The sequence below is a fragment of the Sorangium sp. So ce394 genome (genome assembly GCF_051474665.1).
Taxonomy (GTDB): Bacteria; Myxococcota_A; Polyangia; order Polyangiales; family Polyangiaceae; genus Sorangium; species Sorangium cellulosum_D.
Map to the genome: position 1 here is coordinate 8,299,098 of NZ_CP150339.1, position 26,485 is coordinate 8,325,582.

Here is a 26,485-nt window from a genome sequence, read left to right on the forward strand (position 1 = left end):
CCATTCAGAGTTCGATGAGCTGCCACATGGCCGAATGTTCGATCCGCTCGCGCTCCCCCCTCGCCGATCCGGACCTCCGCCGGACCCTCACGGACTTCGTGAGGCGGCGCATGTCCGGGGCCGACGTCGAGGACGTGGTGCAGACCGTGCTCTGCGAGGCGCTCACGGCGAAAGCCTGCCCCGAAGAGCCCGCGGAGTTCAGGTGCTGGCTGCTCGGAATCGCTCGCCACAAGGTGGCCCGCCACCTCCGGCGCTCGGCCCGCGAGAGCGTCGCAGAGCTGCCGGATGTGCCGGTCGCGCCGCCGCCGATCGAGGCACGCGAGCTCGCGCGCTGGGCCGAACGGCAGGCCGCCGCGTCGACGCGCGACGCGGAGCAGACGCTCGACTGGATGGCGCGCGAGGGTGAAGGGGAGAAGCTCGAGAGCATCGCTGCAGCGGAGCATGTCCCGGCGGCCCGCGTGCGGCAGCGGGTGTCGCGCATGCGCCGCTGGATGCGAGAGCGCTGGCTCGCGGAGCTCGCAGCTGTGGCAGCGCTTTCGCTCCTCGCCCTCCTCGTCGCGCGCCTCCTCCGGCGGCCGAAAGAGGAGATCGCGTTCCGCCCCGAGCCGGTGCCGTCGCGCCTCGAGGTTCCGTCGTCAGCGCCGATCGATTCGCTCTCGCCGGGCTCGTCGGACCAGCAGAAGATGCCGGAGCAAAGAGCGTCTGCACGAACGCCTGTTGCCCCGAGCCCGACGTCGCAGGTGGCCCCCGCGCCGAAGCCCAGGCAGACGCCCGCATCGAGACCCCGAGCCCAGCAGGAGGTAACGCCGCTGGACACCGCGCGCCAGCTGCGCGCCCAGGCGCTCTGGGCGTGCGAAGTGGGCTACTTCCAGCCCTGTCTCACGCAGCTGGACGAGGCGGCGCGGCTCGATCCGGCAGGCGACCGCGCGCCGGAGGTGCAGGGGGCGCGCGAGCGGACGCACAAGGCGCTCGACGTACAGGGCGGGTCGAGCGATCCGCGCCCCACGCCCCCCCCGAAGGCGGCGCCGGAGGCGGCGACCCCGCGGTCGCTGACGCCGAACGGCTCGCCCTTGCCGGGCTCGTTGGACCAGCAGAAGATGCCGAAGCAAAAGGCGCCTGCGCGAACGCACGTCGCCCCCGGCCCGACGTCGAACGTGATCCCCGCGCCGACGCCCACGTTGACGCCCGCATCGATACCCCCGGCCCGGCCGGCAGCGCCTTCGGTCGCCCCCGAGTCGTCCAGGAAGTGAGCCGGCAGCCGGCGGGTCGCGTGCTCGTGTCCGCCGATCTGCCGCGGCCCGCGATCGCGATGCTGCGGGCGGCGCGCGAGGTCGATGCGTGAGGCGGACGACAGGCTGGGGTCGAATGACCACACGCTCCACGCCAGACTGGCGTCGACATCGCTGCACTCAAAAACGGCCCCAATCCACGCAGGGAGACTCGAATCCATGATGAAGCGCGATGAACACCCGCACCCGTCCACACGCCCGCGCGCCCTCCGATGCGTTCTGCCCGGTCTGCTCGCCGCGGCGCTCTCCGCGTGCGCCGCGCCCGCGCCACCCCCGGCGGCCGCAGAGGCCGCGACCGGATCGAACGCGCCCGCCGCTGCGTCATCCAGCGATGCGGCCGCGCCCAGTGCGGCCGTGCCCAGTGCGGCCGCGTCATCTGGCGGCGCGGCCGCCCAGGTGGCGCCGAGTGACCCGTACGCCCAGAGCGCGAAGCACCAGGATGACCCATGGACTGAGGAGCCCGTATCCTTCGACCCGGCAACCCTCCCGCTCCCAGCGCCCCCTGCGGGGCTGTCCCCACCGCCTCTGGAATGCTCGGCCCTGGTGCGCAGGACGCCGTCGGCGGACGCCAGCGCGCCCGCCTGCGCGACGCGACAGAAGACGCTCGCCGCCCTCGCCGCCGCGCTCTCCGCGCCGAGCGCGTCCGAGCGCGGCGCGAAGCTCGCGGCGCTCGAGGGGTGCGCCGGCCTGCCCGCCGGCGTCGTGCGGGCGCTGCGCGCGGAGCTCGCGCCTCCGGCCTGCGCCGAAGCGCTGGTTGTGCCGATGCTCGCCGCACCTCCGCAGGGGATGAGCCGCGCGATTTACCTGACCCTCTATGGCCATGCGCTCGCATCCAGGGTATCCCGCGTGGCGCCCCATTTGCCGCCGCTCGACCTCAGAGCGAGCCCCACCCGAGAGGACGTGACGCGCCTCGCGCAGACCCTGACGCCGGAGTGGGAGGCGCAAAAGGCCCTTCTGGACGAGCTCGGGGCACAGGTGCTCTCGATGCCGGCTTCCTACGGTCGCACCATCGCTGCGTCTGCGCTGGCGGAAGTGTCGCTAACGACAGTTAACCACGTGCTGATGTTGGTGGCCGGCCCATCGACGAAACTCGGCAGGGCTGAGATGGCTCTCTTCAATGCCTATTCCCTCGGCCGGTATGCCGTGTATAAACCGCTGGTGGACCAGGCCGTCCGTGCCTACCTGGTAAGCTTCCGCGACTTCGCTGCGCTCGGCGTGCTCGACGACTATCGCGCCAACCGGGGCGGGATAATCATGCGCGAAATGCAGCCCCACTGCCTGATGAGCACCTTTTTCGACACCTACTCGGTATTGATGTCGTATCCGCCGCTCCGGAAGGCCACCCCCCCGTCGCCCCCGCGGAGGATCGCGCCCGATGGGACGTTCCCGCGGAGGAGCTCGCCCGCCGGGACGCTGTCCCCGCCGTTCAGGTGGATATCTTCCCTGGCGTTGAACACCATGCCTCCCGAGCTTGCCCTGAAGCTACCACCGCCCCCGCCCGCGTCACCGGGCTCCACCAACGAGCGGCTCGCCGGCTTGCTGCCGACGTTCTATGCGGGGCTGCTGCTCGAGCCGTCGCTCGCCCGCCAGCCTGCGTTCTTGCGGGCGCTGATGGACAAAGGGCTTCCGGCGCCGCACCGCGCGGCCCTCGAGGCGGCCGATCTGCCGGCCGACGTGGTGTGGCTCCACGCGCAAGCGCGGTTGCTGCTGGGGCTGCAGTGGATGCGCGCGTCGGACATCGAGCGCGCGATCTCGCTCGCCAGCTCGCTGCCACGATCGCACAAGGTGGATCTCTTCCTCGCGACGGCGACCGCGCTTCGACACGCCCCGGACTACCCGAAGGCGTGGATGCACGATCCACGCCCTCTCCCCGCGGGGTTCGGCGACACAAGGGCGCTCGCGGCCATCGTCGAGGCGGTTCCCAAGGCGCCCTACGCGGGCGAGGCCCTCTACAACCTCGCGCTCGTGAAAGAAGCCGTCTCGTCGATGGACATCCTCGAGTCCCCTGCCTTCAAGCAGGAGCAGTCCAAGCGTTACCGCGACGCGGCCACGCTGCTGCCGGACCCGTGGCGGCAGAAGGCGTTGGAGCGCGCATACAACGCGGAGCGCTTCGTCAAGCCCACCCCAAGGAAAAGGAAGGAAAAGGGGATATTATTTTAGAAACCGGATCGACCAGGTGGATGGCGCGATCTCCATGCTGCCGGGACATCTCGAAGCGAATGCTGCGGGCCGTTCGACAGCGGCCGACGCGGCGCCGGAGGGCGGCCCGTTGGGCCCGCGTTGGGCCACATCGGAGCCGCCCTCGGCGGCGAAACGGCCGGAAGCTACTGATCGCACCCCCTCGGACGGCATGGGCCCAACGTGGGCCCAGCGGTCAAGCCTCGGGCCTGGGGCGCTCGCCGTGACGGAGCCGTCGCGTCGGGCTGCGGTGATCGCCTCGCTCGCCGGCACTCTGAGCCGCGCCGTCGCCCTCGAAGATGAGGTGGCGGCCCGGGTCGTTCACGAGGCGATCGGCCGGCTGCTCGGGCTGCCGGTAGCACCTGAGGGGTGAGCAAGCCGGGCCGAGCGTCGAGCCCGCCGCTCGCGCGGACTCGCTGGCCTGAGCAGCGCCAGGAAGATGGCGACCCGAAGCGCCTGGTCAGGCGCCGCGTTGGGTGGATACTCCAGCCGGACGGGGTAGAACGTCGTGGCCCGCCCAAGAAGGAGTGAGCAACTCGCAGTTGGTCGAGCAGGGGGGCAGAGGTGGGCCTCCGGCACGCGCGGGCGGCACGCCGAGGGACGAGGCAATCGATGCGCGGCGATCGTTGACGACGGGCAGGACCGATGCCGTCGCCGTAGCTCGTGCGCGCGCTCGCCGGAGAGAGCTGGGTCGCGGCGGAAGGTGGCGCCGCCGCTCACTTCACGCAGGTGCGCTTGTCCTGGTAGTCACAGCTCGGCACGCCGGCATTCACCACCGTCTCGGTAAAGCCAGGGTAGCAGATCGGGTCGCACGTCGCGTAAGCCCCGCTCGGGTACGGCATCGCACCACACGAGATCCGATCGTAGATCCCGGCGCAGTAGCTCGGCCCGCTCTGCGAGCCGCTCACGTACCAGCCGGGCGGACAGGCGACGGAGGCGCCGCAATCCCGCGGGCGGCGCGAAGACGCTCGTCGCCGGCACCGCTGTCGCGCGCGACGTCGCTGCCCGCGCGTTCGCTGCGCTCTCGAAGGCGGAGGTCGCGAAGCTTCATGAGCTGCTGCTTCGTATCAGCGAGACCCCGGACGAGTAGACCGGGGCGGCGACTTGAACTCGGGCCGCGGAGTACGGATGGACCGAAATCTGCGTCGGTGCCTCGGCCAGCAGAGCCAGGATCTCTTCGCGAAGTTCGTCAGCCAGCGGGCCATTCTCGTAGGCGTTCTTCGCCTCGTCGGACTTGAACACCTCCACGCACCACAGAAGATCCGGGTCGCCGTCTTCTCGACAGACGATCCACCGGTCCGATGCGCCCGATTTCTCCATTCCGACCGTGGCTAGTTGGAACAGCTTGTCACTCGCTCCAGGCTTGGCGCGCATCTTGATAATGTTAATGTAGGCTGGCTGCTGCTTCAGCATCTGTGGTCGGGAAGTCTCGTCCTCGCCGCTCGAGCGTGCACAGGTCCGGCGATTCCAGATCGACGCCCCGGCACAGATGAAACCGACCATGATGGGATAGACGGCGCAGCGTTCGACGAGGCCGATGAGGACGTTGGCCCCCGAGCTGGCGACCGCGAGGAAGGCCACCATCGAGGCGAGCCCGAACACGCCGAGGACGACCATGGCCCTCCCAGCTTTCGGAGTGACTCCGATTTGTTGGCGCTGGCGTCCAAGAAGGATCACGAGCACGTTGCCTCCGACGATAGACGCGAAGGCGCCCAAGCCGTGGTAGTCGACTGCGCCGTCGGGCGGCTCTCCGGAACCGGGGTTGAACGCCAGCAAGACGCCGCCAAGCGCCAGGAGAGCTCCCAGGATGAGCGCTGCCCAGCGGCGCCAGCTTCGCAGGCCCTTGAGCGCGGCGACACCGATGAGGAACATGATCCCGAAGAGGAAGAACCCGGTGTTCATGACCCACGCGAGTGGCGAGTTCATGAACTGGCCAAGAGCCTCGAGGGGGCCACGGACTCCCAGGTTGCTGATGTAGTGATGCGTGTAGCTGTATGGAGGATCCGTCCATGCCGCGGCGGCGATGAACTCGGCGAGGAAGAAGATCACTGCCGCGGCGACGAGCACCGCGCCGGCGGGGCGACGTTGCATCATCTGGTTCGCCTCGGGGGCGGGCCTCGCGCGCTCCTTTCGTTCGGAGCTGGAAGTGGGGTTGTTCTCGGTCATGGTCGGGTTCTCTCGGTTGTCGAGCGCGAGGCTCAGCGAAACAGCGACAGGTCGATGGACTCCGGGAGTGCCTGGTAACCAGCGTCGTTGCCGTGGAGCTAGTTTTCCGCGAGGAACTCACCCAGGCGACGCCGCCGTCGTGTCGCGCTCCAGCACCAGGACGGACGCGCCGGCCAGGCCGAGCTCGCACGCGAGGAAAAGTCCGACCGGCCCCGCGCCCGCGATGATGACGTCATAGGGGGGAGCCGCCGGGCCTTTCTCGTGTCGCCCCATGTTGAACAGCCTGCACCGTCGCGTTCAGCCCCACCAGGACATTGATCGCAACGGTTTCAGACCCTATAGATCTGAAATCATGGAGCTACGTCACCTGCGGTACTTCATCGCCGTCGCGGAAGCGGAGCACTTCGGAAGGGCGGCCGAGCAGCTTCACGTCTCGCAGTCGCCCTTGAGCCGGCAAATCGCTCAGCTCGAAGAGGAGATCGGCGTCGAGCTCTTCGTGCCCTCGGGACGCGGGGTGAAGCTGTCCGCCGCCGGTCGGAGTTTCCTCGAAGGTGCGCGCGCGACCCTAGCTCGCGCCACGCTCGCGGTCGAGGACGCCCGCGCGACGGCGCAAGGCCGTATCGGGACGGTCGTGGTCGGATTCGACGGCGCCCTGGCTGACACCCTCCTGCTGCCGGGGATCGTGCAGACGTTCCGCGCGCGTCATCCGCGCGTCGAGGTACGCCTTCGGCCGCTGCCGAGCGAGGAGCAGGTCGCCGCGCTGCGCGATGGCAAGATCTCAGTCGGGTACGGCTATCATTCGCCGGAAGACAACCCGCTCTTCCGCTTCCGCGTGCTGTATCGCGAGCGCGTCGGCGTTGTGATGTCGAAGAGCCATCGCCTCGCTGCACGGCGCACACTGAGGGTCGCAGACCTGAAGCACGAGCGCTTCCTCTGGCCTCCGCGCAAGGAGGGCCCGCGCCTCCACGACGACATCATCGCCGCCTTCCGAGCGCGTGACCATACGCTCGAACTCGCCCACGAGGATGCCAGCAGCGATGTGATCCTCATCCTCGTGGCGAGCGGCGAAGGTCTCAGCTTGTTTCCCGAGAGTGCCGCGTCGACGCTCCTTGCCGGAGTGGTGTTCAAGCGGGTTCGGGACCTCGACGTTGTCATCCTTGGCCGCTCGGTGTGGCGCGCCATGGACGACAAGGACCCGCTCGTGCGGTCGCTGCTCGAGATCACGGATTCGGTGCATGGATCCTCACGGTAGGCATGCGCCAGGTCGATCCCGCGACTGAAAGCGCGCGCATCTTCCGTTCGCATCTAGACCGCGGCCGCCGTCGCGGCAAGGGTCAGGCCGAGTGCCTGACAGAGCTGGCGATAGAAGTCGCGCCGGCCGAGCGTGGCGTTGTGGCAGTAAGTCAGGCGGAAGCCGGCCTGAGGCAACCGATGGCGCAGCGCCCGCAGCACACACGTCTTTCCAGCGCCCGGCTCGCCAACGAGCAGGACCTGGGAGCGCTCGTGCACCGCTTCGCACAGCTCGTCGACCAGCGCCTGCTTGGACGGAGGCAGCCACAGGTCACTGTCGGGGATCTCCTTGGAGAAGGGCGATTCCGACAGGGCGAAGAAGCGGCCGAAGGACTCGCTCATCGAGCACCTCCTGCGGCGTCGGCGCCGTGGTCATCGGCTCGTTCGCCTCCTGCCCGCAACAGTGTCCTCGCAGGGTCGAAGTCCACCGGCCGGCTCGGCTTTTGGGCAGCACTGCTGGTGCGTAAGGACCGCTTGCGTCGCGCATTCAGCCGAGCGTTGAGGTCCTGGAGCGACACGACGTCGCCGAGGAAATTCAGGCACCCCTCGCGCAGCGTCCGCCAGAAGCGCTCCATCTTGCCGCGCGCCTCGGGATCATAGGGCCCCGTTGGGCCACACCGGAGCCGCCCTCGGCGGCGAAGCAGGCGGAAATTATGAAAATCGCTACTGTTTCCGGCGACTGCTCGTCATCGACCGGTGTTTCTGGCGGGATTTCTGACCCGTGATGCTAGGCCAGCTGTCGGATCCCGTGGAGCCGGTGCGCTTCGCGCCGTCAGCGGCGGTGGCTCACCTCGACGAGCACGCCGCCCGGCGCCCGCGTGTAGAACGCCGGCCCGCCGCGGACATCCCGCAGCGGCGACACGTTCTCCGCGTTCGCCTCCCTCATCCGGTCATACGCCTCCTGGACCGCCGCCTCGCTCTCGAGCAGGAAGCCCACGTGGAACTGGGCCGGATAGCTGGTCGGGTCCCCGGCGCGCAGCCGGCTGATCACGAGCGTGAAGCCGGCCTCGTCCTGCAGGATGGCGAGGGCGTCGCGCCCCTTCTCCCGCTGGCATCGGAAGCCGAAGAACCGCTCGAAGAACTCGCTGGTCTCTCGGACGTCGGGTACGCACAGATCGAGGTGGTTGAGATGCATGTCGGGTCCTTTCAGGGGGTTGAAAGGTCGGGACCCACCATGCGCGACCCGTCCGGCGCCGGCGTGTGCCGGCGCGCGTTCCCGCAGGATGCTGGTGATGGATGTGCTCGCCCATGGATGCCCCGACCAGGCGCAGCGCAGACTGCGTCCTGCTCGTCGTGGGTCCTGGCGCGCTGGTGCGTCGGACAGAGCTCCCTTGCGGAAGCGACCGGGCTCACCGAACCGGTCCGCCTTTTTCGACGCCCTTAGGAAAGCGCGGGCGAACGGGAGCGTCAAGCTGCGCGGCGAAAAGAGACGGAGCCCTCCTGCGCGGAAGCCCAGCGCCGGAGCGTGCCGGCGCCAAGCTTCCGCGCAGGAGGATGAAAGGTACCGCCCCCGGCGAGCGCTGCGCTCGGGATCAGGACACGGGGCCTACACCGCCGCCGCCCCGCCCCCGCCGGCCGCCTGCGCGCGCGCCCGCTTGCGGACCTGGATCTCCGGCGACTCCGCCACCGCCATCCCCACGAGGCGCATGCCCTCGAGGAAGTGCCGCACCCCGGTGCGGACCAGATCCGGGCTCGCCGACCCGACGTCGGGGTAGCCTTGCCCCTCCGCGTCGGGCTGCACCTTGCCCCAGTTCGCGAACAGCCGCCCCCACGGGCTCTCCAGCACGGGCGCCATCTTCTCCTTCGCGTACCGCGGGTACCAGAACATGTCGTGGTACGTGACCGACGCCACGTAGGCCCACGGCGCGAGCCAGGTCTTGAGCGACCACTCCACCGGCTTCTTCAGCGGCCCCCAGTAGATGCGGTGCTGGTTGCGCGAGGCGAACGTCATCTCCTTGAACGGCCCGTCGAAGTTCCAGTTCTCGTTCGCCGCGTCCAGGTCGCCCACGAGCTCGATGTCGCGCACGTCGCCCGTCCCGAGGCCGAGATCGTGCGCGAGGCGCACGAACTTGCAGTCGCGCATCGGGTCGAACCCCATCAGCTTCGCCGCCACCGCGTCGATCGCCACCTGGTCCGCCGACGCGAGCAGCACGTTCTTCACGTGCGGCACCATACAGCGCGGCCCGGGGCCGTCGCCCGCGAAGGTGCCGTCCATCACCGCGAAGACCCCGCGGTGGATCTTCTTCTGGATCATCAGGAGGTCCACGAGCGTCTCGTGGATCACCGGGTGCGTCCAGTGCCGGTGCTCGTTCAGCAGGCCGCCGAACGCGTTCTTCATCGCGCCCGTGGTCGTCGTGAAGATGTGCGTCTTCACCGTGGGCAGGTGGATGATGTTCTCCCCGATGAAGCGCTTCGGGATCGAGAACCCCTTCGGGTACACGTCGTTCAGACAGAGGAACTTCTTCCGGAGATCCCCGACCGCGTCCCCGATCGGGATCCACTCCTCCCCCTCGTAGAGGTGGACGTTGCGCAGGCCTTGCGCCTGCACCACGTCGATCTGCTTGTTCTCGCGCTCGCCGAGGTGGGCGTCGATCACGACCGTGCGGTTGTGGCACGCGTGGATCAGGTCCTTCGAGTACCCGTCCTTCGTCATCGCCCGGATGACGCCCTCCAGCTGCCAGGGCGTCGTGGACGAGCTCGGGTAGAAGAAGTGCCAGGAAATGTTCACCTTGAGCGCCGTGTCGGCGTCCTTGGCGACCACATCCTGGTAACCGGCCAGGTTCATCAGCCGGTGGTAGTCCGAGAGCACCGTCGCAGGGGACGTGCGGATCACAGCAACCTTGGATTTCGGCATGGCCGGGTCGTTATAGCTCGTCCCGAGTCGCCCGATCCGGGAAGTTGTGGGGCGTCCCCGTGGAGCCTCCGTGCAGCGCGGCCGGCGCCGAGCAGCGCGGGGCGCGAGCAGCGCGGCGCGGCGCGGCGCGCGCCCCGGATCTGCGCCCGCACAGGTGTCACGGTCGGGGCATCATGCCCCACGGCAGAGGCAGCCGCGCGGGCCCCAGGACGGAAGCGGCGGCGCCGAGCTCGGCGCCGCGCCGCCGCGCCCGCACAGAACCCCGGGAAACACGCCTCGGACCGGTCGCTGCCGCCCATCGGCACGGGGGCTGCAATCAACCTCAAACAGAATCACGTTGAGGTCGTCCCCACGAACACAACGGGTCGACCCCTGAGACCCCTTGGAGGACATCATGCTCGGCTGGACTGTCACCTTCTTCATCATCGCGATCATCGCTGCCATCTTCGGGTTCGGCGGTATCGCCGCGAGCGCCGCGTCCATCGCGAAGATCCTGTTCGTCGCGTTCCTGGTGCTCGCCGTCATCTCGCTCGCGCTGGGGCGCCGCGTCCCGTCGTGATCCGCCGCGCCCCGGCGTGATCCAAGGAAAGGTGGAGCCATGAAGAACGCTTCGCAGCAATCAAGCGGTGAGCCCGCCCGGCCCGGCGCGCCGCAGGTGAGCCCTCCCGGCGAGAAGCCGGAGAACCCAGGCTCGCCTGGCCGCACCTCACCGGACCGTGAGATCCAGCTCCCCGGGACGGAGCGGCCCGGCGGGGATCCGGCGCCGAGGACGCACCAGCCCGAGGTGCCGGCGCCCACGCACACGCCCGAGGTCCCCGACCCGTCCCCCTACGAGGTCCCGCGCCACGACTTCCCGCGCGCGTAGGACCGGGCCGCAGCAGGCCGCGAGCGCCCGCCGTCCAGCCGACGGCGGGCGCGCGCGCATGCCGGAGGACGCGCCTCGCCCGCCGCCGGCTGGACGTCCGTCGCGCTCTCGGGGAGATCTGCATGAGGCCGTCGGGCCTCCCCGGATTTGTCGGTTCGTCGGCCTCCCAGAGCTGCGGTCCCGCGCGCCATCCCTAGCTGATCCCTATGCCCGACCCGCCCACCCATCCTCCCGTGCCCAGCGCAGCCGTCCCGCACCGGCAGGGGCGCTTCCGCCGGGCGCTCGCCCGCGCGGCCTCCGTGGCGGCCAGCGTGATCGGCCTGGGGGGCGTCTTCGTCGCGGCGGTCGGGGTCGGCGCGGTCGTCCACCTGAACACCGCCGCGACCCGCAACCTGACACGGCAGCTCGTCAACGACGTCCTGCGATCGAGCCTGGAAGGGCAGATCGAGATCGCGCGGATCGACCGCCTCGGCATCTTCGCGACCGATGTCTCCACGGTGACGGTGCGCCACCCCAGCGGGACGGAGCTCCTGCGCGTGAGCGGCGTCCACGCCGAGTTCAACGCGCTCTCGATCGTGAGAGAGCTCCTGCTCGGCGACGGCGACCTCGCCATCACGATCCCGCTCGTCCGGGTCGCCGACGCGGACGTCCTGCTCGAGCAGGACGAGCAGGGCGCGCTCACCCTCGCCGAGGCGTTCACGCCGAAGCCGTCCGAGGAGCCGCCCGCCGAGGAGGGGCGCCCGCTCCGCCTCGAGCTCTCGCGCGTCGTCCTCGATCGCGCCGCGGTCCACGGCACGGTCGCCCCCGGGAGCCCGATCGACGCGACGATCGAGGACCTCGCCGGCGGCATCGTCGTCGCGGACCGGAGCCGGTACGCGCTCGAGCGCGTGCGCATCGCCGAGCGGCGCCTCCTGCCGGTCCCCATCGAGGTGACCCGCGTCTCCGGGGACGTCGACGTCCCCACGGACGCGCCCATGGCGCTCACCGCGAAGCTCGAGGGGAGCGTCGGCGCGATCCCGCTCACGGCCGAGGGGACGCTGAAGGACGAGCGCCTCTCGGCGCGGGTCGCGTCGCCGCGCGTGACCCCCGAGGCGGTCCTCGCGATCGACCCGAGCGCGCCGCTCGCGCGGCCGATCTCGGTCCTGGTCACGGCGGACGGGGCGCTCTCGGACCTCGCCGTGACGGCGCGCGTCGCGGTCCTCGATCCGCTCGTCACCGACGACGCGGTGACCGGCGAGATCACCGCCCGCGCCCGGCTGGACGCGCTCGATCCGAAGCGCATCACGGCCGAGATCCGGATCGCCGAGCTCGACCCGCGCGCCTTCGCCGGGGCGGCCCCTGCCGCGCGGGTGAGCGCGGAGGCCCGCGGGGAGATCCACCTCGACGACGAGGGCGGCCCGCGCGTCGTCGCCGAGGCGAAGACGGAGCCGTTCCTCGTCGTGGGGCAGCGCGTGCCGGCGACCGAGGCGCGCGCGACCTTCGAGCGCGGCGCGCTGCGCGCCGCCGCGACGATCCACGAGCCCGGCGCGCCCATCGAGGCCACCGTCGCCCTCTCCAAGGAAGGGGAGATCCAGTTCGAGGCGCAGAGCGAGATCCCGTCCCTCGGCGCCGTGCAGCACGTCCCGAGCGGCATCCACGGCAGCGCCGCGCTGCACGTCGAGGGCGCGCTCAAGAACGACGAGCTCGACGCCAAGGCGACCGTGCGCGTCGCCGGGCTCCGCGTCGGGTCGGATCTGCGGCTCGGGCGCGGCGAGGTCCGGGCCAAGGCCAGAGGTCCCCTCGACAAGCTCACGGTCGAGGGCACGTTCCGGGGCGCGGATCTCCGCGCGCAGCAGTACGCGTTCAGCAGCGTCGCGGCGAGCGTCGCGGGGCCCGTCACCGCGCCGCGCGTGCGCGCGTCGCTGGCCAGCGCGGAGCGCCGGATCTCGGCCTCGGCCGATCTCGACATCGAGCGGAGCGAGGCGCGGCGGATCCGCGTGGAGGTGGCGCGCGGCGAGGACGAGATGACCGCGCAGGCGGCGCGCGTCGCGTGGGACCGCGGGATCGCCCTCCGCGGGCTCGAGCTGCGCGGCGACGGCGTGGGCGAGCTCGAGGGGAACCTGTCGCTCGTCGGGGACGAGGTCGAGGGCGACCTCCGCGGCACCGCGATCCACCTCGAGCGCATCGCCGAGATCGCCGGGGTGCCGCTCGGGGTCGGGGGCCTCGCCAACATCGACGTGTCGATGCACGGCCGGGGCAAGCGCCGCGCGGGGCACGCGCTCATCGAGCTCGAGGACGGCTCCCTCCCGGGCGTGGCGCCGCGGCTGTCGATGAACATGACCGCGCGCGTCGAGGGCGAGGCGCTGAAGGCCGACGGGCTGGTCCGGCTGATCGCGCCGCCCGAGCCCCCTCAGGCCCGCTCGCGGGAGGCCCTGCGCCAGGGCGCGACGCCGGGCGAGCCGTCGGCCACGGTCGGCGACCTGGCGCGGCGGCCGAGGACGCCGCCGCCCCCGGTGTGCCAGGGCGCGATCGCGCGGGTGCTGATCGACGGGGACGCGAAGGCGCTGCGCGGGCCGCTGCTCTCGGGGCGCACCTGGGAGACGGTCACCGGCTCGGCGCGCATGGACGCCGACGCGTGGCAGCTCGGGTGCCTGGCCCAGGCGTCGCCGGTCCAGCTCGCCCTGAGCGAGCTCGCGGGCCGGCTCACCGCGCGCCTCGCGGTGGCGCGCGAGGCGGGAGAGCGGCTCCCGTCGGTGCGGAGCCTCTTGATCCGCACCGAGGGCCTGCGCGCGGCGGGGCCCATCGACGAGGCGACGGGCGCGCCGGCGTGGGTGTCGAGGAAGCTCGACGCGCGGATCGCCGGCGATCTCGACGCGAAGACGGGCGACGCGCACGTCACGCTGTCGGTGTTCGACCGCCAGCTCGTGGCGGAGCTCTCGGCCGCGGTCGACGCCGATCTCCCGGCGCTCATGGCGGATCCGGCCGCGGCGCTCCCGCGGATGCCGGTCGCGGCGCACCTCAGCGTGCCGCGCCGCCGGCTCAACGATCTCGCCGAGCTGGCCGCCCTCGGGAAGAGGACCCCGGTGCTCTCCGGCTCCGCGGGCCTCGACGTGTACTTCGCGGGGACGATGGCCGATCCCCGGCTCGTGGCCCGCGCGACCGCGACGAACGTGGGCGGCAACGGGGGCCGCTCGCCGCTCGGCAAGCTCCGGCTCGACACGCTGCTCGTCTACGACGGGCGCGACGCCGCGCTCGACGCGTTCGCGTTCCGCGGCTCGCGCACGTACATGACGGCGAAGGCGAAGGTCGGCGCGAACGCCGCCGCCTTCCTGGGCGGCGCGGGGGGCGGTCCGCTCCTCAGCAAGGGCAGCCTCGAGGCGAAGATCGCGGACCTGCCGCTCTCGGAGATCCCCGTCCTCGCCGACATGCAGATCGGCGGTCAGGCGCGCGGCGAGGTCGCCGTGCGGGGCCTGTTCGAGGCCGCCCCCGAGGTCGAGGCGCGCCTCCAGTTCCCGGGTCTCTCGCTCGGCCCCGACGTGCGGTACGAGACCGCCGAGGTGTCGCTCGACATCGCGCCGCCGGGCGGCGCCGGGCGCACCGCGGCGGTGGCGAACGTGCGCCTCGTGGGGCGCGACGGCGGCCGGCTCGAGGCCAAGGCGGAGGCGCCCATGAGGTGGGAGGCGAACGCGATCCCGACGCTCACGGACGACGAGAACGCCAAGGTGTCGCTCGCGGTCGATCGCTTCCGCCTGGCGGCGCTGGAGCCGTTCGTCCAGGGCTCGGTGAACCGGCTCGACGGCACGCTCGACGGCGAGGTGCGGCTCGGGCTCGGCGCGCAGGCGGGCTTCTCCGGCCAGATGCGGCTCACCGACGGCCTGGTTCACGTGGCGACGATCGGCCAGCCGTTCGAGAACGCCTCGTTCCGCGTCACGGCGAGCCCCTCCGGCGAGCTTCGCATCGACGACATCCGCGCCGAGGCCGGCAGCGGCCAGGTCCGCGGCAAGGCGACGCTCCAGATGGAGGGGTTCGCGTTCCGGAGCGCCCGCGCCGAGCTCGAGATCCCGGAGGGCCGGGATCTCCCGATCGCGCTGGAGGGCGTCCCCATGGGCGACGCGCGCGGCCGGGTGGTGCTCGCGGCGGAGAGCCGGGACGAGCAGATCGTCGTCCGCGTCGACGTGCCCACGCTCAACCTGACGCTGCCGCCCACGATCGGGCGGAGCGTGCAGCCGCTCGACGAGAACGAGGACATCGTCACGTCGGCGCCGCTCAGCCGGGAAGAGTACGAAGCGCGGCGGTCGCCGGCCGAGCCGACCGAGGAGGCGAAGAAGCGCGAGGGCGGCACGCCGCTGCTCATGGACGTGCGCCTCGGCAGGATCGGCGTCGAGGGCGACATGGTGCAGGCCTCGCTGTCCGGCGATCCGGAGCACCCGATCCGGATCAAGGTCGCGGGGGAGACCCAGATCGAGGGCAACGTGAAGATCCTCTCGGGCAAGCTCGAGGTGATCGGCAAGGAGTTCGAGATCGAGCCCGGCGTCGTCGCGCTGCAGGGGGATCCCTCGAACCCGTACCTGAACGTGACGGCGTTTCACGACACGCCGGAGGGGACCCGCATCTACATCGACTACGAGGGGAAGCTGAACCCGATCACCGAGGAGAAGGTCACCTTCCGTTCGGAGCCCGCGCGCCCGGAGAACGAGGTGATCGCGGAGCTCCTGCTCGGCAAGCAGTATGCGGAAGGGACGCTGGCGGGCGGCACGTCCACCGAGGAGCCCGGCTCGGGCGGCGGCAGCAACGCGGCCGGCGGGGTCGCGGCCGGCGTGGGCACGGGGCTCGCGTCGGCGCAGATCAACATGATCCTGCGGAGCATCGGCCCGCTCCAGAATTTCGAGACGCAGCTGGACACGACGGACCAGGGCGCGCTGAAGACCACGGTGGGCTATCAGCTCGGGCAGCGGGTGACCGCGAGCGCGAGCTACGAGGCGGGGCCCACGGGGGGGGAGGGGCAGGGGGCCGGCGCCCCGAGCAGCCCCGCCGCCGCGCAAGCCCGCACCGAGGTGAGCCTCGAGTGGCGTTTCCGCCGGGACTGGTCGGTGCGGGCCGGGATGGCGACGGGCGAGAGCCCGGCGACGACGCTCGACCTGCTCTGGAAGCACCGGTACTGAGCGCGATCCGGCGCGAGGCGCGCGCCTCGCGACGGCGGCGCGCCCCGCGCGGGTCGGCTCACCGCTTCACGCAGATGCCGCCGCAGTCCGCGCCGATCGCCGGATCGCAGTCGTCGCCCGGGTCGTCGATGCACACCAGCCCCTCGGGGCACGGGCGCGCCGTGATGCCGCCGCACGCCACCGGCGCGGGCTCGGGCGTCACGCAGATGCCGCCGCAGTCCGCCCCGCCGTGCTCCGGGTCGCAGCCGTCCGACGGGTCGTCGATGCACAGCTGCCCGTCGGGGCAGTCCAGCCCCGCGAAGCCGCCGCACGCCGGCCCGGGCTTCGGCTCCACGCAGATGCCGCCGCAGTCGGCCCCGCCGCGCTCCGGGTCGCAGTCGTCGCTCGGGTCGTCGATGCACACCAGCCCCTCGGGGCACGGTAGGCCCGCGATGCCGCCGCACGCCGGCCCGGGCTTCGGCTCCACGCAGATGCCGCCGCAGTCGGCCCCGCCGTGCTCCGGGTCGCAGTCGTCGCTCGGGTCGTCGATGCACTCGAGCCCGTCGGGGCACGGCAGGCCCGCGAAGCCGCCGCACGCCGGCGACGGCGGCTTCGGCTCGACGCACACGCCGGGGCAGTCCGCCCCGCCGTGCTCCGGGTCGCAGTCGTCGGCCGGGTCGTCGACGCACTCGAGCCCGTCGGGACAGCCCGTCCCGAGGAACCCGCCGCACGCCTGACCGCCGGGCGGGTCCGTCGTTCCTCCGGTGTCGCCGCCGCCCCCCCCTGGGTCGCAGCCCGCGAGCCCGATCACGATCAGCAAGAGCCCTAGTCCTTTGTGGCGCATCAGAACCTCCGCATTGTGCTTGTCCGAAATCCGGCGCGGCCACCAGCGCGGCGGCCGCGCCGCGAGCCTATCGCGCGGGCGCTGCCGACGAGGACGCCCCCGGTGTGATCGTCCGCGCCACCTGCAGCGCTGCTGCGGTCTGCGCCCTCGAGCAGCGCGTCGTTCGAGGGCCGCGTCCCACCATGCGCCCGCCCAGAGGCAGCTTCGGTGCCACTGGAAATCGCTGAATTTCGCGCGGAGCTCTCGACGTCGAGCGCGATCACCGCGATCGGGATGTCTTGCTGTGTGGCAGTTGTGCCAACGGCTTGACGGGAGGATCTCGGGGCCTCGAGGGCGGAGGCCCTTCCCATGGGGGGCGTGGAGGGCGCGCCCGGTCGGCGCGCAGGAGGCGCGCCGACCGGGCGCGGGTCACGAGACGCGGTCGCGGGGCGCGGCCGCTGCCGCGGTCAGAGCGACGCGTCGAGCCGCTCGAGCACCGCCCGGATGACCGGCGTGTAGCCGAAGTCGCCCTGCTGGCTGTCAGGATCGTTCGTCTGCGCCGGGCAGATCGAGCCCGCGATCGCCTGATCCCCGAGGCTCTTGAGCACCCGCAGCTCGCGGATGCCGGGGTAGGCCTTGGCCTTGACCTGCGTCGTCGTCCGCGCGCTGGCCTCCGCCGGGTCGTTCCCCTCCTGCGGCTCGCACAGCGGGTTGTCGTTGGCCTGGCCCACGATTATCTCCCTGCAATCGCAGCTCTGACTGTTCCCGGCGCATTCGCGCTCCTCGACGTCGAAGATGCAAGCGTACTGGAGGTCGCCGGTGCTCCCCACCGGGATCGTGTACTCGCGGCCGTTGATCGCGTTCCACCCCGTGGCGTTCGGCGGGACCATCGCGTCGCCGGTGATCGGGTTCGCGCCCGAGCGCGGCGCCATCGACTCGATCATGAACGGGTCCGCGGGCGGGACGTTGTTCGTCGGGTCGCCGACGACGAGGTCCCAAACGTTGTTGGAGCTGCCGGGCAACGGGACGCCGAGCTCGGCGGCGCTCTTGAGCCCGCCGACCGGATTGCCTTGCTCGTCGAGGCCCGCATCGAGGTCGGGGACGCCGAGGGCGTTCTGGCGCGCGAGGTCCTGCCACGGCACCCCGACGATGCCGGTGAAGATGACGTGCTGCGGCCCGCGGGTCAGGGTGTTGCCGTCGTCGGGGTGGGTGAAGATCGGGTTCGGCACGAGGTCTCCGGCCCGCGTGGCCACGTACGGCGACGAGAGCGCGTTGGTGTACCGCTCGAGCGGGTAGAGGAAGTCGAACCCGAAGCGGCGCTTCTGGTCCCAGCACCGGGAGTTCACCGGGTCCTCGGCCACGGAGAGCCTGGCGGGGAAGCCGTCGGAGCCCGTGCAGGCCGGGTCCACGGGGCAGCCGTCCTGATTCTGGCTGCAGGACCTGCAGCACGCGTGGTTCGGGTCGATGGAGCACTCGCTCCGCGGCCGCCAGAGCCTGAAGCCATTTCTGGTCTCGGCGACGAGGTAGTTCCTGCCTTCGTCCCGGATCGAGCAGTCGTTCTCGTCGGAGAGCATCACGATGAGCAGGAGCGAGTCCGGCCGCAGGAAGTTCCGCCGCTGGGTCAGGAGCGTCTCATCGACCCCCATCGGCGTGGCGACGTCGCCTCGGAGCTCGATCCGCTCGTAGGGCTCGGGATCGGCGAGGAAGCGGTACATGCTCTCCAGCGGCGCCTCGAAGCCGCACCCCGCCTGCCCGACCCCGGCCACGATGGCGCTGAGCTTGCTGTGGAGCGTCGTGACATCGGAGTCCCCTGCCGGATCGTGGGCTCCGGCCGGATCCCACACGAGGAAGCCCTTGTCCTGGTAGGTCGGCAGATCGTTCGTTGAGCTCGACTCGTTGGAGCGCGCGAGGAGGTGGGCCATGTCGACGTTCGAGGGGGACGTCATCGCGGGGCAGGCGCCCGACCCGTGGCCGCCGAGGCTGCTGCTGATGACGCCGATGTGCATGTCGTGCACCGGGTTGCGCACGCGCGCGGTGCCCGCCGGGCACGCCTCGAACCCGGTCGCGGGCTGCTCGGCGTCGCTCACCGGCACGCCGCTCGGGTTCACGCAGATCGGGTTGACGATGTTGGACACGAGGTCGGCGGTCGCCAGGCGCAAGATCTGCTGTTTGTCCGCCATCGATCCGGAGTTGTCGATCACGAAGAGGACGTCGACCTTGTCCGGCGTGAACTCCGGCCAATCCACGTTCACCACCCCCGAGGCGCTGCTGGTGACGACGCTGCTGGAGCTGGTGGCGACGTCGCTCCCGCCGACGCCGCCTCCGCCGCTCCCGCCGACTCCCGAGCTCGACGACGAGCTGGTGTTCGCCCCTCCGAGCGAGATCTCCACTTGACATGCGGCGAGCGACATGGCGCTCACGACGACAAAGGGCGATACGGTCCTCAAAAGCCTCGATGACATGGCTCCTCCATGAGCGGCCCCGAGCGCCGCCGCCGAAAGCCTGCTGTGACAGAGCGTGAAGGGGCGCTCGCCCCGCTCCCCATTTCAAAAAAGCATCTCCCCCTCAACAAACGTCCCACGCCCTCCCCTCCCCCACCCGTACCCAAGACGCCCCCTCCGCAAAAATCGAGCCCCCCGATCCAAGGATTCAAATCGCGCAGACACTAAGCACGCAGCCCCCCGCGCTCTCCATGCCTTTGCGCATTGCTCCCCCCAACGCTCTGCCGCGCATCGCGCCCCCCTCCCCTCCTTCCAACCAGCGCATCCAGAGGGGGGCGATTCCGCACAGGAGACGGGCCCATATCGGCGTTTTCGGCGCGCAGGCGTACTCCTGTACGCCGAGCACCGAAAACGTCGATATGGGCCCGTATCCGAAGCGGAATCGCCCCCCTCTAGTGGGTGAAGGAGTGGAGGCGGGAGACGTGGGGGCTGGAGGGGTAGGCGCGGAGGAACGCCGATGCGCGCTGCGCCGCGGCCGCGCGCTGGCCGCTGTGCCAGAGCGCTTCGATGGTGAGCGCCTCTCGCTCCTGGGCCAGCGCGCCGCCCGGGAAGCGGAGCCGCGCCTGCTCGGCGATGACCAGCGCTCCGGCGGCGTCGCCGCGCCGGAGCGCCGCGCGCGCGTCGGCGAGGAGCGTCAGCTCCTCGCGCAGCCGGCTCTCTCGCGAGGCCGCCGGGCTGGCGGCCCCGTCCGCGAGGGCGGCGCCTGCGGCTTCCGGCGCGGGCGTCGCTTCCGCCTCGGGCGCGGGCGTCCCTTCCGCCTCCGCGGGCGCTGCCTCGGCGACCTCGGCCCCGTCCGCGGGCGGCGCGCTCGCGACGCGCTCCCGCCGCGGTGCGTCCGGCCTCGCGGGAGCCGCGGCCGTGCGGGGCCTGGCCGGCGCGAGCGACCGGTCCGCCACCGGCCGCGCCGCCTCGGCCGGCGCAGGCGCTTCGGCCGGCCGCGCCGCCTCGGCCGGCGCAGGCGCTTCGGCCGGCCGCGCCGCCTCGGCGTACGCCGCCGGCTCTTGCGCCAGCTGCGCCGCCGGGGGCGCGACCTCGACGACCTGAGCCGGCGGCGCCGCGCTCGGCGGGGCCACGACGGCATAGCCGGCGAGGAACAGGCCCCCGCAGGCGGCGCCGAGGAGCATCGACTTCACGATGCCCGCAGCGCCCGCCGCGCCCGCGGCGGCGACCGCTGCCGCCGCGCCGGCGGTGCCGGCAGCGCCGAGGCCGCCCGCAGCGCCCACCGCGCCCGCAGCGCCGACCCCTGCGGCCGACGCCACCTTGCCCGCGGACGCGGCGGCGGCGATCTTGCCCGCGGACGCGGCGGCGACCTTGCCCGCCGACGTGGCGGCGGCGACCTTGCCCGCGCCGCTCGCCGCAGCGCTCGCCGCGCCCCCCGCGTTCGCCGCAGCGCTCGCCGCGCCCCCCGCGTTCGCCGCAGCGCTCGCCGCGCCCCCCGCGTTCGCGGCAGCGCTCGCCGCGCCCCCCGCGTTCGCGGAGAGCGCCCCTCCTCCGGCGCCCTGGATCCCGCCGAGCGAGGCGGCTCCGGCGAGGCCGAGCTGCGCGGCCATCGCGGCCCACACCCGCTCCTGCGCGCCGTCGGGCGGGTCCACGGGCGGAGCTGCACGGAGGAGATCGCGCTCCGTGTCGAGCGCGCTCACCTCGGCATCGAGCCAGCGCACGGGATCGCTCATCGCTCCCCTCCCGCGCGCTTCCAGAGGGAGCGCCGTTCGACCCCCGGCAGGGGGAGGACGATCGAGGAAGGCCCTGGCGGCGCCGGGCCCCGCTCGAGGGCCGGGAGCCCGGCGTCGACGGCCGCCGCCTTCAGCACAGGCTGCGATTTCGTGGGTGTGGCCCCGCCCACGCGGAATTGGTCGCGCGCGTTCAGGCGCACGACCGCGCGGCGGAACGCGTCGCGCGCGAGGCGCAGGCGCGAGTAGACGGTCCCCAGCGGGACGTCGAGCAGCTCGGCGACCTCTTCGCCGCCCATGCCGTCGAGCTCGAAGAGCGTGAACACGGCGCGTTGCTCGAGGGGCAGCTCGTCGAGGATGGCCTCCAGGAGCTCGATCGCCTGGCGCCGCTCGGCCTCGGCGCCCACGTCGGCCCGGTCGTCCGCGCAGTCGAGCAACGGCTCGTCATCGTGAGCGCGCCGCCTCATGTGCGCCAGCTTCCGCCGGTCACGGGCGACGTGGAAGCAAATACTGTAAAGCCAAGTTGTAACTTTTGAGCGGTTCTCGAATTCCGGCAACCGCCGATGGACGACCAGAAAGACGTCCTGAACCGCGTCGGCGGCGTCGCTCTCGGGCACGCCGAGGCGTCGCAGCGAGCGCCAGACGAACCGGAAATGCTGCGCATAGACCTCTCCGAAGGTCATTCTGTCCTGCCGCTCTTCGCCATGCTCACCCCGTCTGTGGAGGGTCTCCTGCCTCGCCATCAGAAAATCGACACGCGGGCGCTCAGGCCGACGAGCAACCCGACCGGCGACGGGTCGAGCGCGGGGTCCTCGGTGACGGCGGCGCCGGCGCGACGCTCGATCGTGACGCGCGCCCGCACGACCGGCGCGAGGAGCGTGGCGCGCGCGGCCCACCCGAGCGCGCGCGTGCCGAAGAGGGGGCCTTCCGCGAGGGCCGAGGCGCCGACGGCGAACCAGGGTGCGGCGGCCTCGCGGTCGGGGTCGAACCCCTTGCCTGCGCCGTGGACGGCGCCGAGCAGCGACACGGCGCAGGCGGAGAGCCGGAAACCGTCGAGCTCGCCGAGGAGCGTCGCGCAGCCGCGCGCGGTCGCGGCGACGAGCCCGACGGAGACGGCGCCCGGGGCGATCTCGATGTCCTGACGCGGCAGCCACACCGCGCCGAGCCCGGCGGACCAGGCGCTGCGCCGCAGGGAGACGTCGGCGACCGCGGCCGGCCGGAACAGATCGAGCATGCCGACGGTCCCCGCGGCGCCGAGCTCCAGCGCGACGTCCCCGCGCGGCGCCTGGGGCGGCGGGCGCGGCGGCGGGACGGCGATGGGGGCTGGCGGGGGGGCGGGCGCGGCCGGGGGCGGGGCGGGAGGAGGCGCCGGCTGGCTGTCGAGCAGGATGGCGACGGTCAGCGCCACCGCCTCGACGAGCTCGTCGCAGGTCGCGCCCGCCTCGGACGAGAGCTGCCGGGCTCGTCCCCCCGCCTGGAGGACGGCGGTGTAGGTGGCATCGGTGCGGAGGAAGTGCACCTCGAACTCGGGCGCAGCGTCGGCGATCGCCGGAACGGCGGCGGCGCCGGCGCTGCTGGGCACTCCGGCGCCCGCGGGGGCGCCGCCGGCGGCTGCCGGCGCGCTGCCCGGGCCTGCCGGCGCGCTGCCCGGGCCTGTCGGCGCGCTGCCCGGGCCTGCCGGCGCGCTGCCCGGGCCCGCCGGCGCGCTGCCCGGACCTGCGGCGGCGTCGTCGACCCCCGCGGGAGCGCCGCCCGAGCCTGCCGGTCCGCCCGCGCTCGCCGGCTCGACCGCGCGCCGGTTCATCACGCGCTCGATCGCGGCGGCGAGCGACGCCGCATCGGGGCAGTCGGCCGCCGAAGGCGCCCGGTGGACGGCGAGCCGAGGGAGCGGCGGGGCGCCCAGGGCGACGCGCGACGAGCCGAGGGAGACGGCGCACAGGGCCAGGACGGCGCACAGCGCACCCCGGCGCGAGGGATGAGGGCAGGTCACGGGGGCTCCCATTACCGCAAGGAACGGCGTAAGCGGAATTAGGACGCGCCGGCCGCGACGGCCTTGGGCCGACGCATCGCGATCTCGAACGGCCACGGCCGCCGATCCGCCCCGGCCAGGCTGGCGTGACGAAGCAGGAATGCAGCGGCGCTCGCGGCGCCGCGCGCGTCCGAGGAGGGCGCCGCCGCTCCCGCGCGCGACGACACGCCGCGCGATCGCGGGGACCGGCGACGCGGGCCGCGAGCACCGCGCGCGCAGGATCGGATAGAGTGGCGCCCCATGAACTCCTACGATCTGGTTACGTGCACGAGCTGCTACGGCGAAGGCGAGATCAACACCGACGCCGGCCCCTTTCTGTGCAAGGACTGTCACGGGAACGGCCGCATCTATCCGACCGGCGAGCAGATCGAGGAGCGCATCCGCGAGATCGAGGTCGACCTGGAGCGCCACCCGCTGGAGGCGCGGCCGGAGACACGGTGGCTCGTGTTCGAGCTGCGGCGCACGCGCAAGCTGCTCTGGCAGATCCGGTCGCTCTGCGAGGAGACGGAGGGCGACGCGGAGAGCGCGATCCTCGTCAAGATCCGCGACCTGGCCGACGCGGTCGTCGCCCCGAGGAGCCCGGCGCTGCCGCGCGAGATGCTCCCCGAGGACGGCTGACGAGAGGTCCCACCGGACGGGCGATCGCTCGCGCGAGGCGCCCTCGCGCTCCTGCTCGATCGCGACGCGCGGTGCCCCGATGCCTGCCCTCTACCCTGCCCTCCTCGGCTCCGCGTGGGCCGCGCTCGCGCCGCCGGTCCGGGCGCTCCACGCGGGCGGCGCGCGCGCCCGCGGCCGCTTCCGCGTGCGCCGCGGCCGCGGGCTCGCGGCGCGCCTGCTCGCCGCCCTGCTGCGCATGCCCGCGGCGGCGGAGGACGTCGTCGTGACGCTCGCGGTCGAGCCCTCGGGCGACGGCGAGCGGTGGATCCGCGCCTTCGGCGGCCGACTGCTCTGCTCGTCGCAGTGGCGCTCGGGGGATCTGCTGGTGGAGGCGCTCGGCCCGATCCAGTGCTGGTTCCGGCTCCGGGCCGAGGGCGGCGCGCTCGTGTTCGAGCAGGCGCGGTCGACCTTCGGGCTCCGCGGCTTCGGGCTGCCGCTGCCCCGCTGGCTCGCCCCGCGGGTCGAGGGGCGGGCCGAGCCCTCGCGCGACGAGGTCCGCGTCGACGTGCGGATCTCCGCGCCGATCGCCGGGCTGCTCGTCGCGTACGAGGGCCGCGTGGCGGGCGAGGAGCGAGGCGCGGCGCCCTCCGCGCGCGCCGTCGCGCCGCCGCCGCCAGAGGGCGCCGCGTGATCACGGCGCTCGTGCTCCTCGCCGTGCAGGGCGCGCTCGGCGCGTTCGACACGCTCTACTACCACGAGTGGCGCGCCCGCCTGCCCGGCGGCGTGCCCGGCACCGCGCCCGAGCTCGTGCTGCACGGCGCCCGCGATCTCGTGTACGCGGTGCTCTTCGCGTCGCTGCCCTTCGTGCGCTGGGAGGGGCTCGCCGCGTGGGCGCTCGCGGCGCTCCTCCTCGCGGAGATCGCGATCACGCTCCGCGACTTCATCGTCGAGGACGAGGTCCGGAGGCCGCTCGGCGGCGTCTACCCGGGCGAGCGGGCGATGCACGCCGTGATGGGCATCGTCTACGGCGCCGCCCTCGCGCACCTGCTCCCCGAGCTCCGGCGCTGGTCGCTCGCGCCCACCGGCTTTTCCCGCTGGGACGCGCCGCTCGCCCTCCGCGTGATCCTGCCGCTCATGGCCGCCGGCGTGCTGCTCTCGGGGCTGCGCGACCTCGGCGCCGTCTACGGGCCTCGCTGGCTCCGCTTCCCCTGGGGGCGCGCGTGATCCGGCGCCCGCGCCGCGCGCCGCCCCGTCAGCCCTTCACCGCGCCCGCCGTGAGCCCCGCGAGGATCCGGCGCTGGAAGACCAGCGTCAGCACGACCAGCGGCACGGTCACGACGATCGACGCCGCCATGGTCTGCCCCCAGGGGATCTCGTAGAGCCCGCTGGTCGTCGTCGAGAACGCCTGGATGGCGTAGGTCACCGTGCGCTTGTCCGGCGTCTGGGTGAACGAGAGCGCGAACAGGAACTCGTTCCAGGCGGCGATGAAGGCGAGGATGCCGGTCGTCGCCATCCCGGGGACCGACAGCGGCAGCATGATCCTGGTGAACACCTGCCACGGCGTCGCGCCGTCGACGTAGGCGGCCTCCTCGATCTCGCGCGGGATCGCCTTCAGGAAGCCGGTGAGCACCCAGACCGTGAAGGGGAGCGTGAAGATGAGGTACGTCAGGACCAGCGCCGGCAGCTGGTTGTAGAGCTTGAAGAAATTGATCATCTCGAACAGGGCGCCGAGGACGGCGATCTGCGGGAAGATGGTCATCGCCAGGACGACGTAGAGCACGGCGCTGCGCCCGCGGAACCGGAACCTCCCGAGCGCGTAGGCGGCCAGCGAGCCGACGGCGAGCGAGAGGGCCGTGACCGAGACGGCGACGATCACGCTGTTCAAGAGCGCCGTCTGGAACTCGCCGTTGTCCAGCACGAGGCGGTAGTTCTCGAGCGTCGGGCGCCCGGGCCAGTAGCGGACCGGGGTCGTGAAGAGCTCGTCGTCGGGCTTGATGGAGGAGACGAACGCCCAGACGAACGGGAAGACGGTGAACACGACGACCGCGGCGACGAGCAGGTAGAACAGCGCCCGCAACACGCGCTGCGCCGGCGAGCGCTGCACCCCCGAGCCCGGCGAAGAACCTGAAGGACCGTTCATCTCACGCCTCCTCGGTGCGGAACACCGCGAGATAGATCAGGATGAACACGGCGATGATCAGGAAGAGGGCGACCGAGATCGCCGAGCCGTAGCCGATGTTCGAGACGCTGACCAGCGTCTGCTGGGCGTACGTCGCCATGGTCTGCATGTCCGGCCGGTTGCCGAACATGACGAAGAAGACGTCGAACACCCGGAGCGCGTCGAGCGTGCGGAAGATGAGCGCGACCAGCATCGAGGGCTTGAGGAGCGGCAGGGTGATCCGGGTGAACTGCTGGAGCGGCGTCGCGCCGTCGACCCGCGCGGCCTCGTAGAGATCGCTCGGGATGAGCTGCAGCCCGGCGAGCAGGAGGAGCGCCATGAACGGCGTCGTCTTCCAGATATCGATGATGGCGACCGCCCAGAAGGACACGTCGGGATCGGCGACGAAGGCGACGTTGCGCGGCAGGACGCCGAGCCGGTTGACGAGGAGATCGTTGAAGACGCCGTAGACGTCGTTGTACATCCACTTCCACATCTGGGCGGAGATGACGGTCGGTATGGCCCAGGGGATGAGCATGGCCGCGCGCACCGCCGAGCGCCCCTTGAACTGGGAGTTGACGAGGAGCGCGACGCCGAGCCCGAGGGCGAGCTCGCTCAGCACGGTGACGACCGTGAAGAAGACCGTGAGCAGGACCGCGTCGTGGAAGTAGCTGTCCTGCACGAGGTCGACGTAGTTCTGCGCCCCGACGAGCGTCGCCGGCTCCCCCGTGCCGAGGCGCGCGTTCGTGAAGCTCAGGTAGAACGTCTGGGCCAGGGGGTAGAGGGCGACGAAGGCGACGACCACGAGCGTCGGCAGCAGGAACAACCAGGCGCGCCGCTGGCGCCGCCTCTCGAACGACGCGCTGTCCGCGCGGGGCGCCGCGCTCGTGGCCTCTCTGTTCTCCGGCGTGCTCATGGGACGATCCGTTCTCGCGAGGTGGTGTG

General features: G+C 72.2%; 21 protein-coding genes and 1 pseudogene. 9 read left to right on the top strand and 13 right to left on the bottom strand.

The window, feature by feature from the left end; translation table 11 throughout:
* Window positions 1-26 precede the first annotated feature (26 nt).
* On the top strand, window positions 27-1,250 hold the full coding sequence (locus tag WMF33_RS30485; RefSeq protein WP_437331919.1) for a sigma factor: 1,224 nt from the start codon (window positions 27-29) through the stop codon (window positions 1,248-1,250).
* A 582-nt stretch (window positions 1,251-1,832) separates the two neighbouring features.
* The gene (locus WMF33_RS30490; RefSeq protein ID WP_437331920.1) at window positions 1,833-3,449 is read left to right on the top strand and encodes a hypothetical protein; all 1,617 of its coding nucleotides are present in this window, start codon (window positions 1,833-1,835) and stop codon (window positions 3,447-3,449) included.
* 734 nt (window positions 3,450-4,183) lie between these two features.
* On the opposite strand, the gene WMF33_RS30495 is transcribed toward WMF33_RS30490, so the two are convergent.
* The 3 genes and pseudogenes from WMF33_RS30495 to WMF33_RS30505 all read right to left on the bottom strand — a co-directional run.
* A complete protein-coding gene (locus WMF33_RS30495) occupies window positions 4,184-4,375 on the bottom strand; it encodes a hypothetical protein (RefSeq protein WP_437331921.1) in 192 nt (63 codons plus the stop codon).
* A 139-nt stretch (window positions 4,376-4,514) separates the two neighbouring features.
* Window positions 4,515-5,633, bottom strand: a complete 1,119-nt coding sequence (locus tag WMF33_RS30500) for a DUF998 domain-containing protein (protein ID WP_437331922.1) — start codon at window positions 5,631-5,633, stop codon at window positions 4,515-4,517.
* Between the two features lie 123 nt (window positions 5,634-5,756).
* Window positions 5,757-5,906, bottom strand: a pseudogene (locus WMF33_RS30505) (FAD-dependent monooxygenase); the annotation flags it as partial.
* 79 nt (window positions 5,907-5,985) lie between these two features.
* On the opposite strand from WMF33_RS30505, the gene WMF33_RS30510 reads away from it, so the two are divergent.
* Complete coding sequence (locus WMF33_RS30510) at window positions 5,986-6,885, top strand: LysR family transcriptional regulator (protein WP_437331923.1); 900 nt, start codon at window positions 5,986-5,988, stop codon at window positions 6,883-6,885.
* 53 nt (window positions 6,886-6,938) lie between these two features.
* Here the strand turns inward: WMF33_RS30510 and WMF33_RS30515 are convergent, their stop codons facing one another.
* The 3 genes from WMF33_RS30515 to WMF33_RS30525 all read right to left on the bottom strand — a co-directional run bounded on the left by WMF33_RS30515 (window position 6,939) and on the right by WMF33_RS30525 (window position 9,777).
* Window positions 6,939-7,265, bottom strand: a complete 327-nt coding sequence (locus WMF33_RS30515; RefSeq protein ID WP_437331924.1) for an AAA family ATPase — start codon at window positions 7,263-7,265, stop codon at window positions 6,939-6,941.
* A 430-nt stretch (window positions 7,266-7,695) separates the two neighbouring features.
* Window positions 7,696-8,058, bottom strand: a complete 363-nt coding sequence (locus tag WMF33_RS30520; protein ID WP_020738022.1) for a VOC family protein — start codon at window positions 8,056-8,058, stop codon at window positions 7,696-7,698.
* Window positions 8,059-8,469: 411 nt separating this feature from the next.
* Complete coding sequence (locus WMF33_RS30525) at window positions 8,470-9,777, bottom strand: DUF362 domain-containing protein (RefSeq protein ID WP_061626597.1); 1,308 nt, start codon at window positions 9,775-9,777, stop codon at window positions 8,470-8,472.
* A gap of 394 nt (window positions 9,778-10,171) precedes the next feature.
* Here WMF33_RS30525 and WMF33_RS30530 point away from each other — a divergent pair, with 394 nt between their 5' ends.
* The 3 genes from WMF33_RS30530 (at window position 10,172) to WMF33_RS30540 (ending at window position 15,783) form a co-directional block, all read left to right on the top strand.
* Window positions 10,172-10,336, top strand: coding sequence for a DUF1328 family protein (locus WMF33_RS30530; RefSeq protein ID WP_044988936.1), 165 nt, complete (start codon window positions 10,172-10,174; stop codon window positions 10,334-10,336).
* A gap of 39 nt (window positions 10,337-10,375) precedes the next feature.
* Entirely contained in the window at window positions 10,376-10,642 is a 267-nt protein-coding gene (locus WMF33_RS30535) for a hypothetical protein (RefSeq protein ID WP_061626598.1), read from the top strand.
* Between the two features lie 206 nt (window positions 10,643-10,848).
* On the top strand, window positions 10,849-15,783 hold the full coding sequence (locus WMF33_RS30540) for a translocation/assembly module TamB domain-containing protein (RefSeq protein WP_437331925.1): 4,935 nt from the start codon (window positions 10,849-10,851) through the stop codon (window positions 15,781-15,783).
* A 58-nt stretch (window positions 15,784-15,841) separates the two neighbouring features.
* Here WMF33_RS30540 and WMF33_RS30545 read toward each other — a convergent pair whose 3' ends face one another.
* The 5 genes from WMF33_RS30545 to WMF33_RS30565 form a co-directional block, all read right to left on the bottom strand.
* Complete coding sequence (locus WMF33_RS30545; RefSeq protein ID WP_437331926.1) at window positions 15,842-16,606, bottom strand: hypothetical protein; 765 nt, start codon at window positions 16,604-16,606, stop codon at window positions 15,842-15,844.
* Between the two features lie 446 nt (window positions 16,607-17,052).
* On the bottom strand, window positions 17,053-18,996 hold the full coding sequence (locus WMF33_RS30550) for a hypothetical protein (RefSeq protein ID WP_437339539.1): 1,944 nt from the start codon (window positions 18,994-18,996) through the stop codon (window positions 17,053-17,055).
* Between the two features lie 482 nt (window positions 18,997-19,478).
* Window positions 19,479-20,759 carry a hypothetical protein gene (locus WMF33_RS30555; RefSeq protein WP_437331927.1) on the bottom strand — a complete coding sequence of 427 codons (1,281 nt, stop codon included), beginning with the start codon at window positions 20,757-20,759 and terminating at the stop codon, window positions 19,479-19,481.
* The gene (locus WMF33_RS30560; protein WP_437331928.1) at window positions 20,756-21,439 is read right to left on the bottom strand and encodes an RNA polymerase sigma factor; all 684 of its coding nucleotides are present in this window, start codon (window positions 21,437-21,439) and stop codon (window positions 20,756-20,758) included. The genes WMF33_RS30555 and WMF33_RS30560 overlap by 4 nt, the downstream gene beginning before the upstream one ends.
* A 59-nt stretch (window positions 21,440-21,498) precedes the next feature.
* The gene (locus tag WMF33_RS30565) at window positions 21,499-22,746 is read right to left on the bottom strand and encodes a hypothetical protein (RefSeq protein ID WP_437331929.1); all 1,248 of its coding nucleotides are present in this window, start codon (window positions 22,744-22,746) and stop codon (window positions 21,499-21,501) included.
* Between the two features lie 279 nt (window positions 22,747-23,025).
* Here WMF33_RS30565 and WMF33_RS30570 point away from each other — a divergent pair, with 279 nt between their 5' ends.
* The 3 genes from WMF33_RS30570 to WMF33_RS30580 all read left to right on the top strand — a co-directional run bounded on the left by WMF33_RS30570 (window position 23,026) and on the right by WMF33_RS30580 (window position 24,606).
* A complete protein-coding gene (locus tag WMF33_RS30570) occupies window positions 23,026-23,403 on the top strand; it encodes a hypothetical protein (RefSeq protein ID WP_437331930.1) in 378 nt (125 codons plus the stop codon).
* Between the two features lie 79 nt (window positions 23,404-23,482).
* Window positions 23,483-24,073, top strand: a complete 591-nt coding sequence (locus tag WMF33_RS30575) for a DUF4166 domain-containing protein (RefSeq protein ID WP_437331931.1) — start codon at window positions 23,483-23,485, stop codon at window positions 24,071-24,073.
* Entirely contained in the window at window positions 24,070-24,606 is a 537-nt protein-coding gene (locus tag WMF33_RS30580; RefSeq protein WP_437331932.1) for a hypothetical protein, read from the top strand. Before WMF33_RS30575 ends, WMF33_RS30580 begins: the two co-directional genes overlap by 4 nt.
* 28 nt (window positions 24,607-24,634) lie before the next feature.
* Here WMF33_RS30580 and WMF33_RS30585 read toward each other — a convergent pair whose 3' ends face one another.
* Together WMF33_RS30585 and WMF33_RS30590 are read right to left on the bottom strand one after the other, a co-directional pair.
* Window positions 24,635-25,522, bottom strand: a complete 888-nt coding sequence (locus WMF33_RS30585) for a carbohydrate ABC transporter permease (RefSeq protein ID WP_437331933.1) — start codon at window positions 25,520-25,522, stop codon at window positions 24,635-24,637.
* Window position 25,523: 1 nt separating this feature from the next.
* Entirely contained in the window at window positions 25,524-26,456 is a 933-nt protein-coding gene (locus tag WMF33_RS30590; protein ID WP_437331934.1) for a carbohydrate ABC transporter permease, read from the bottom strand.
* Window positions 26,457-26,485 lie beyond the last annotated feature (29 nt).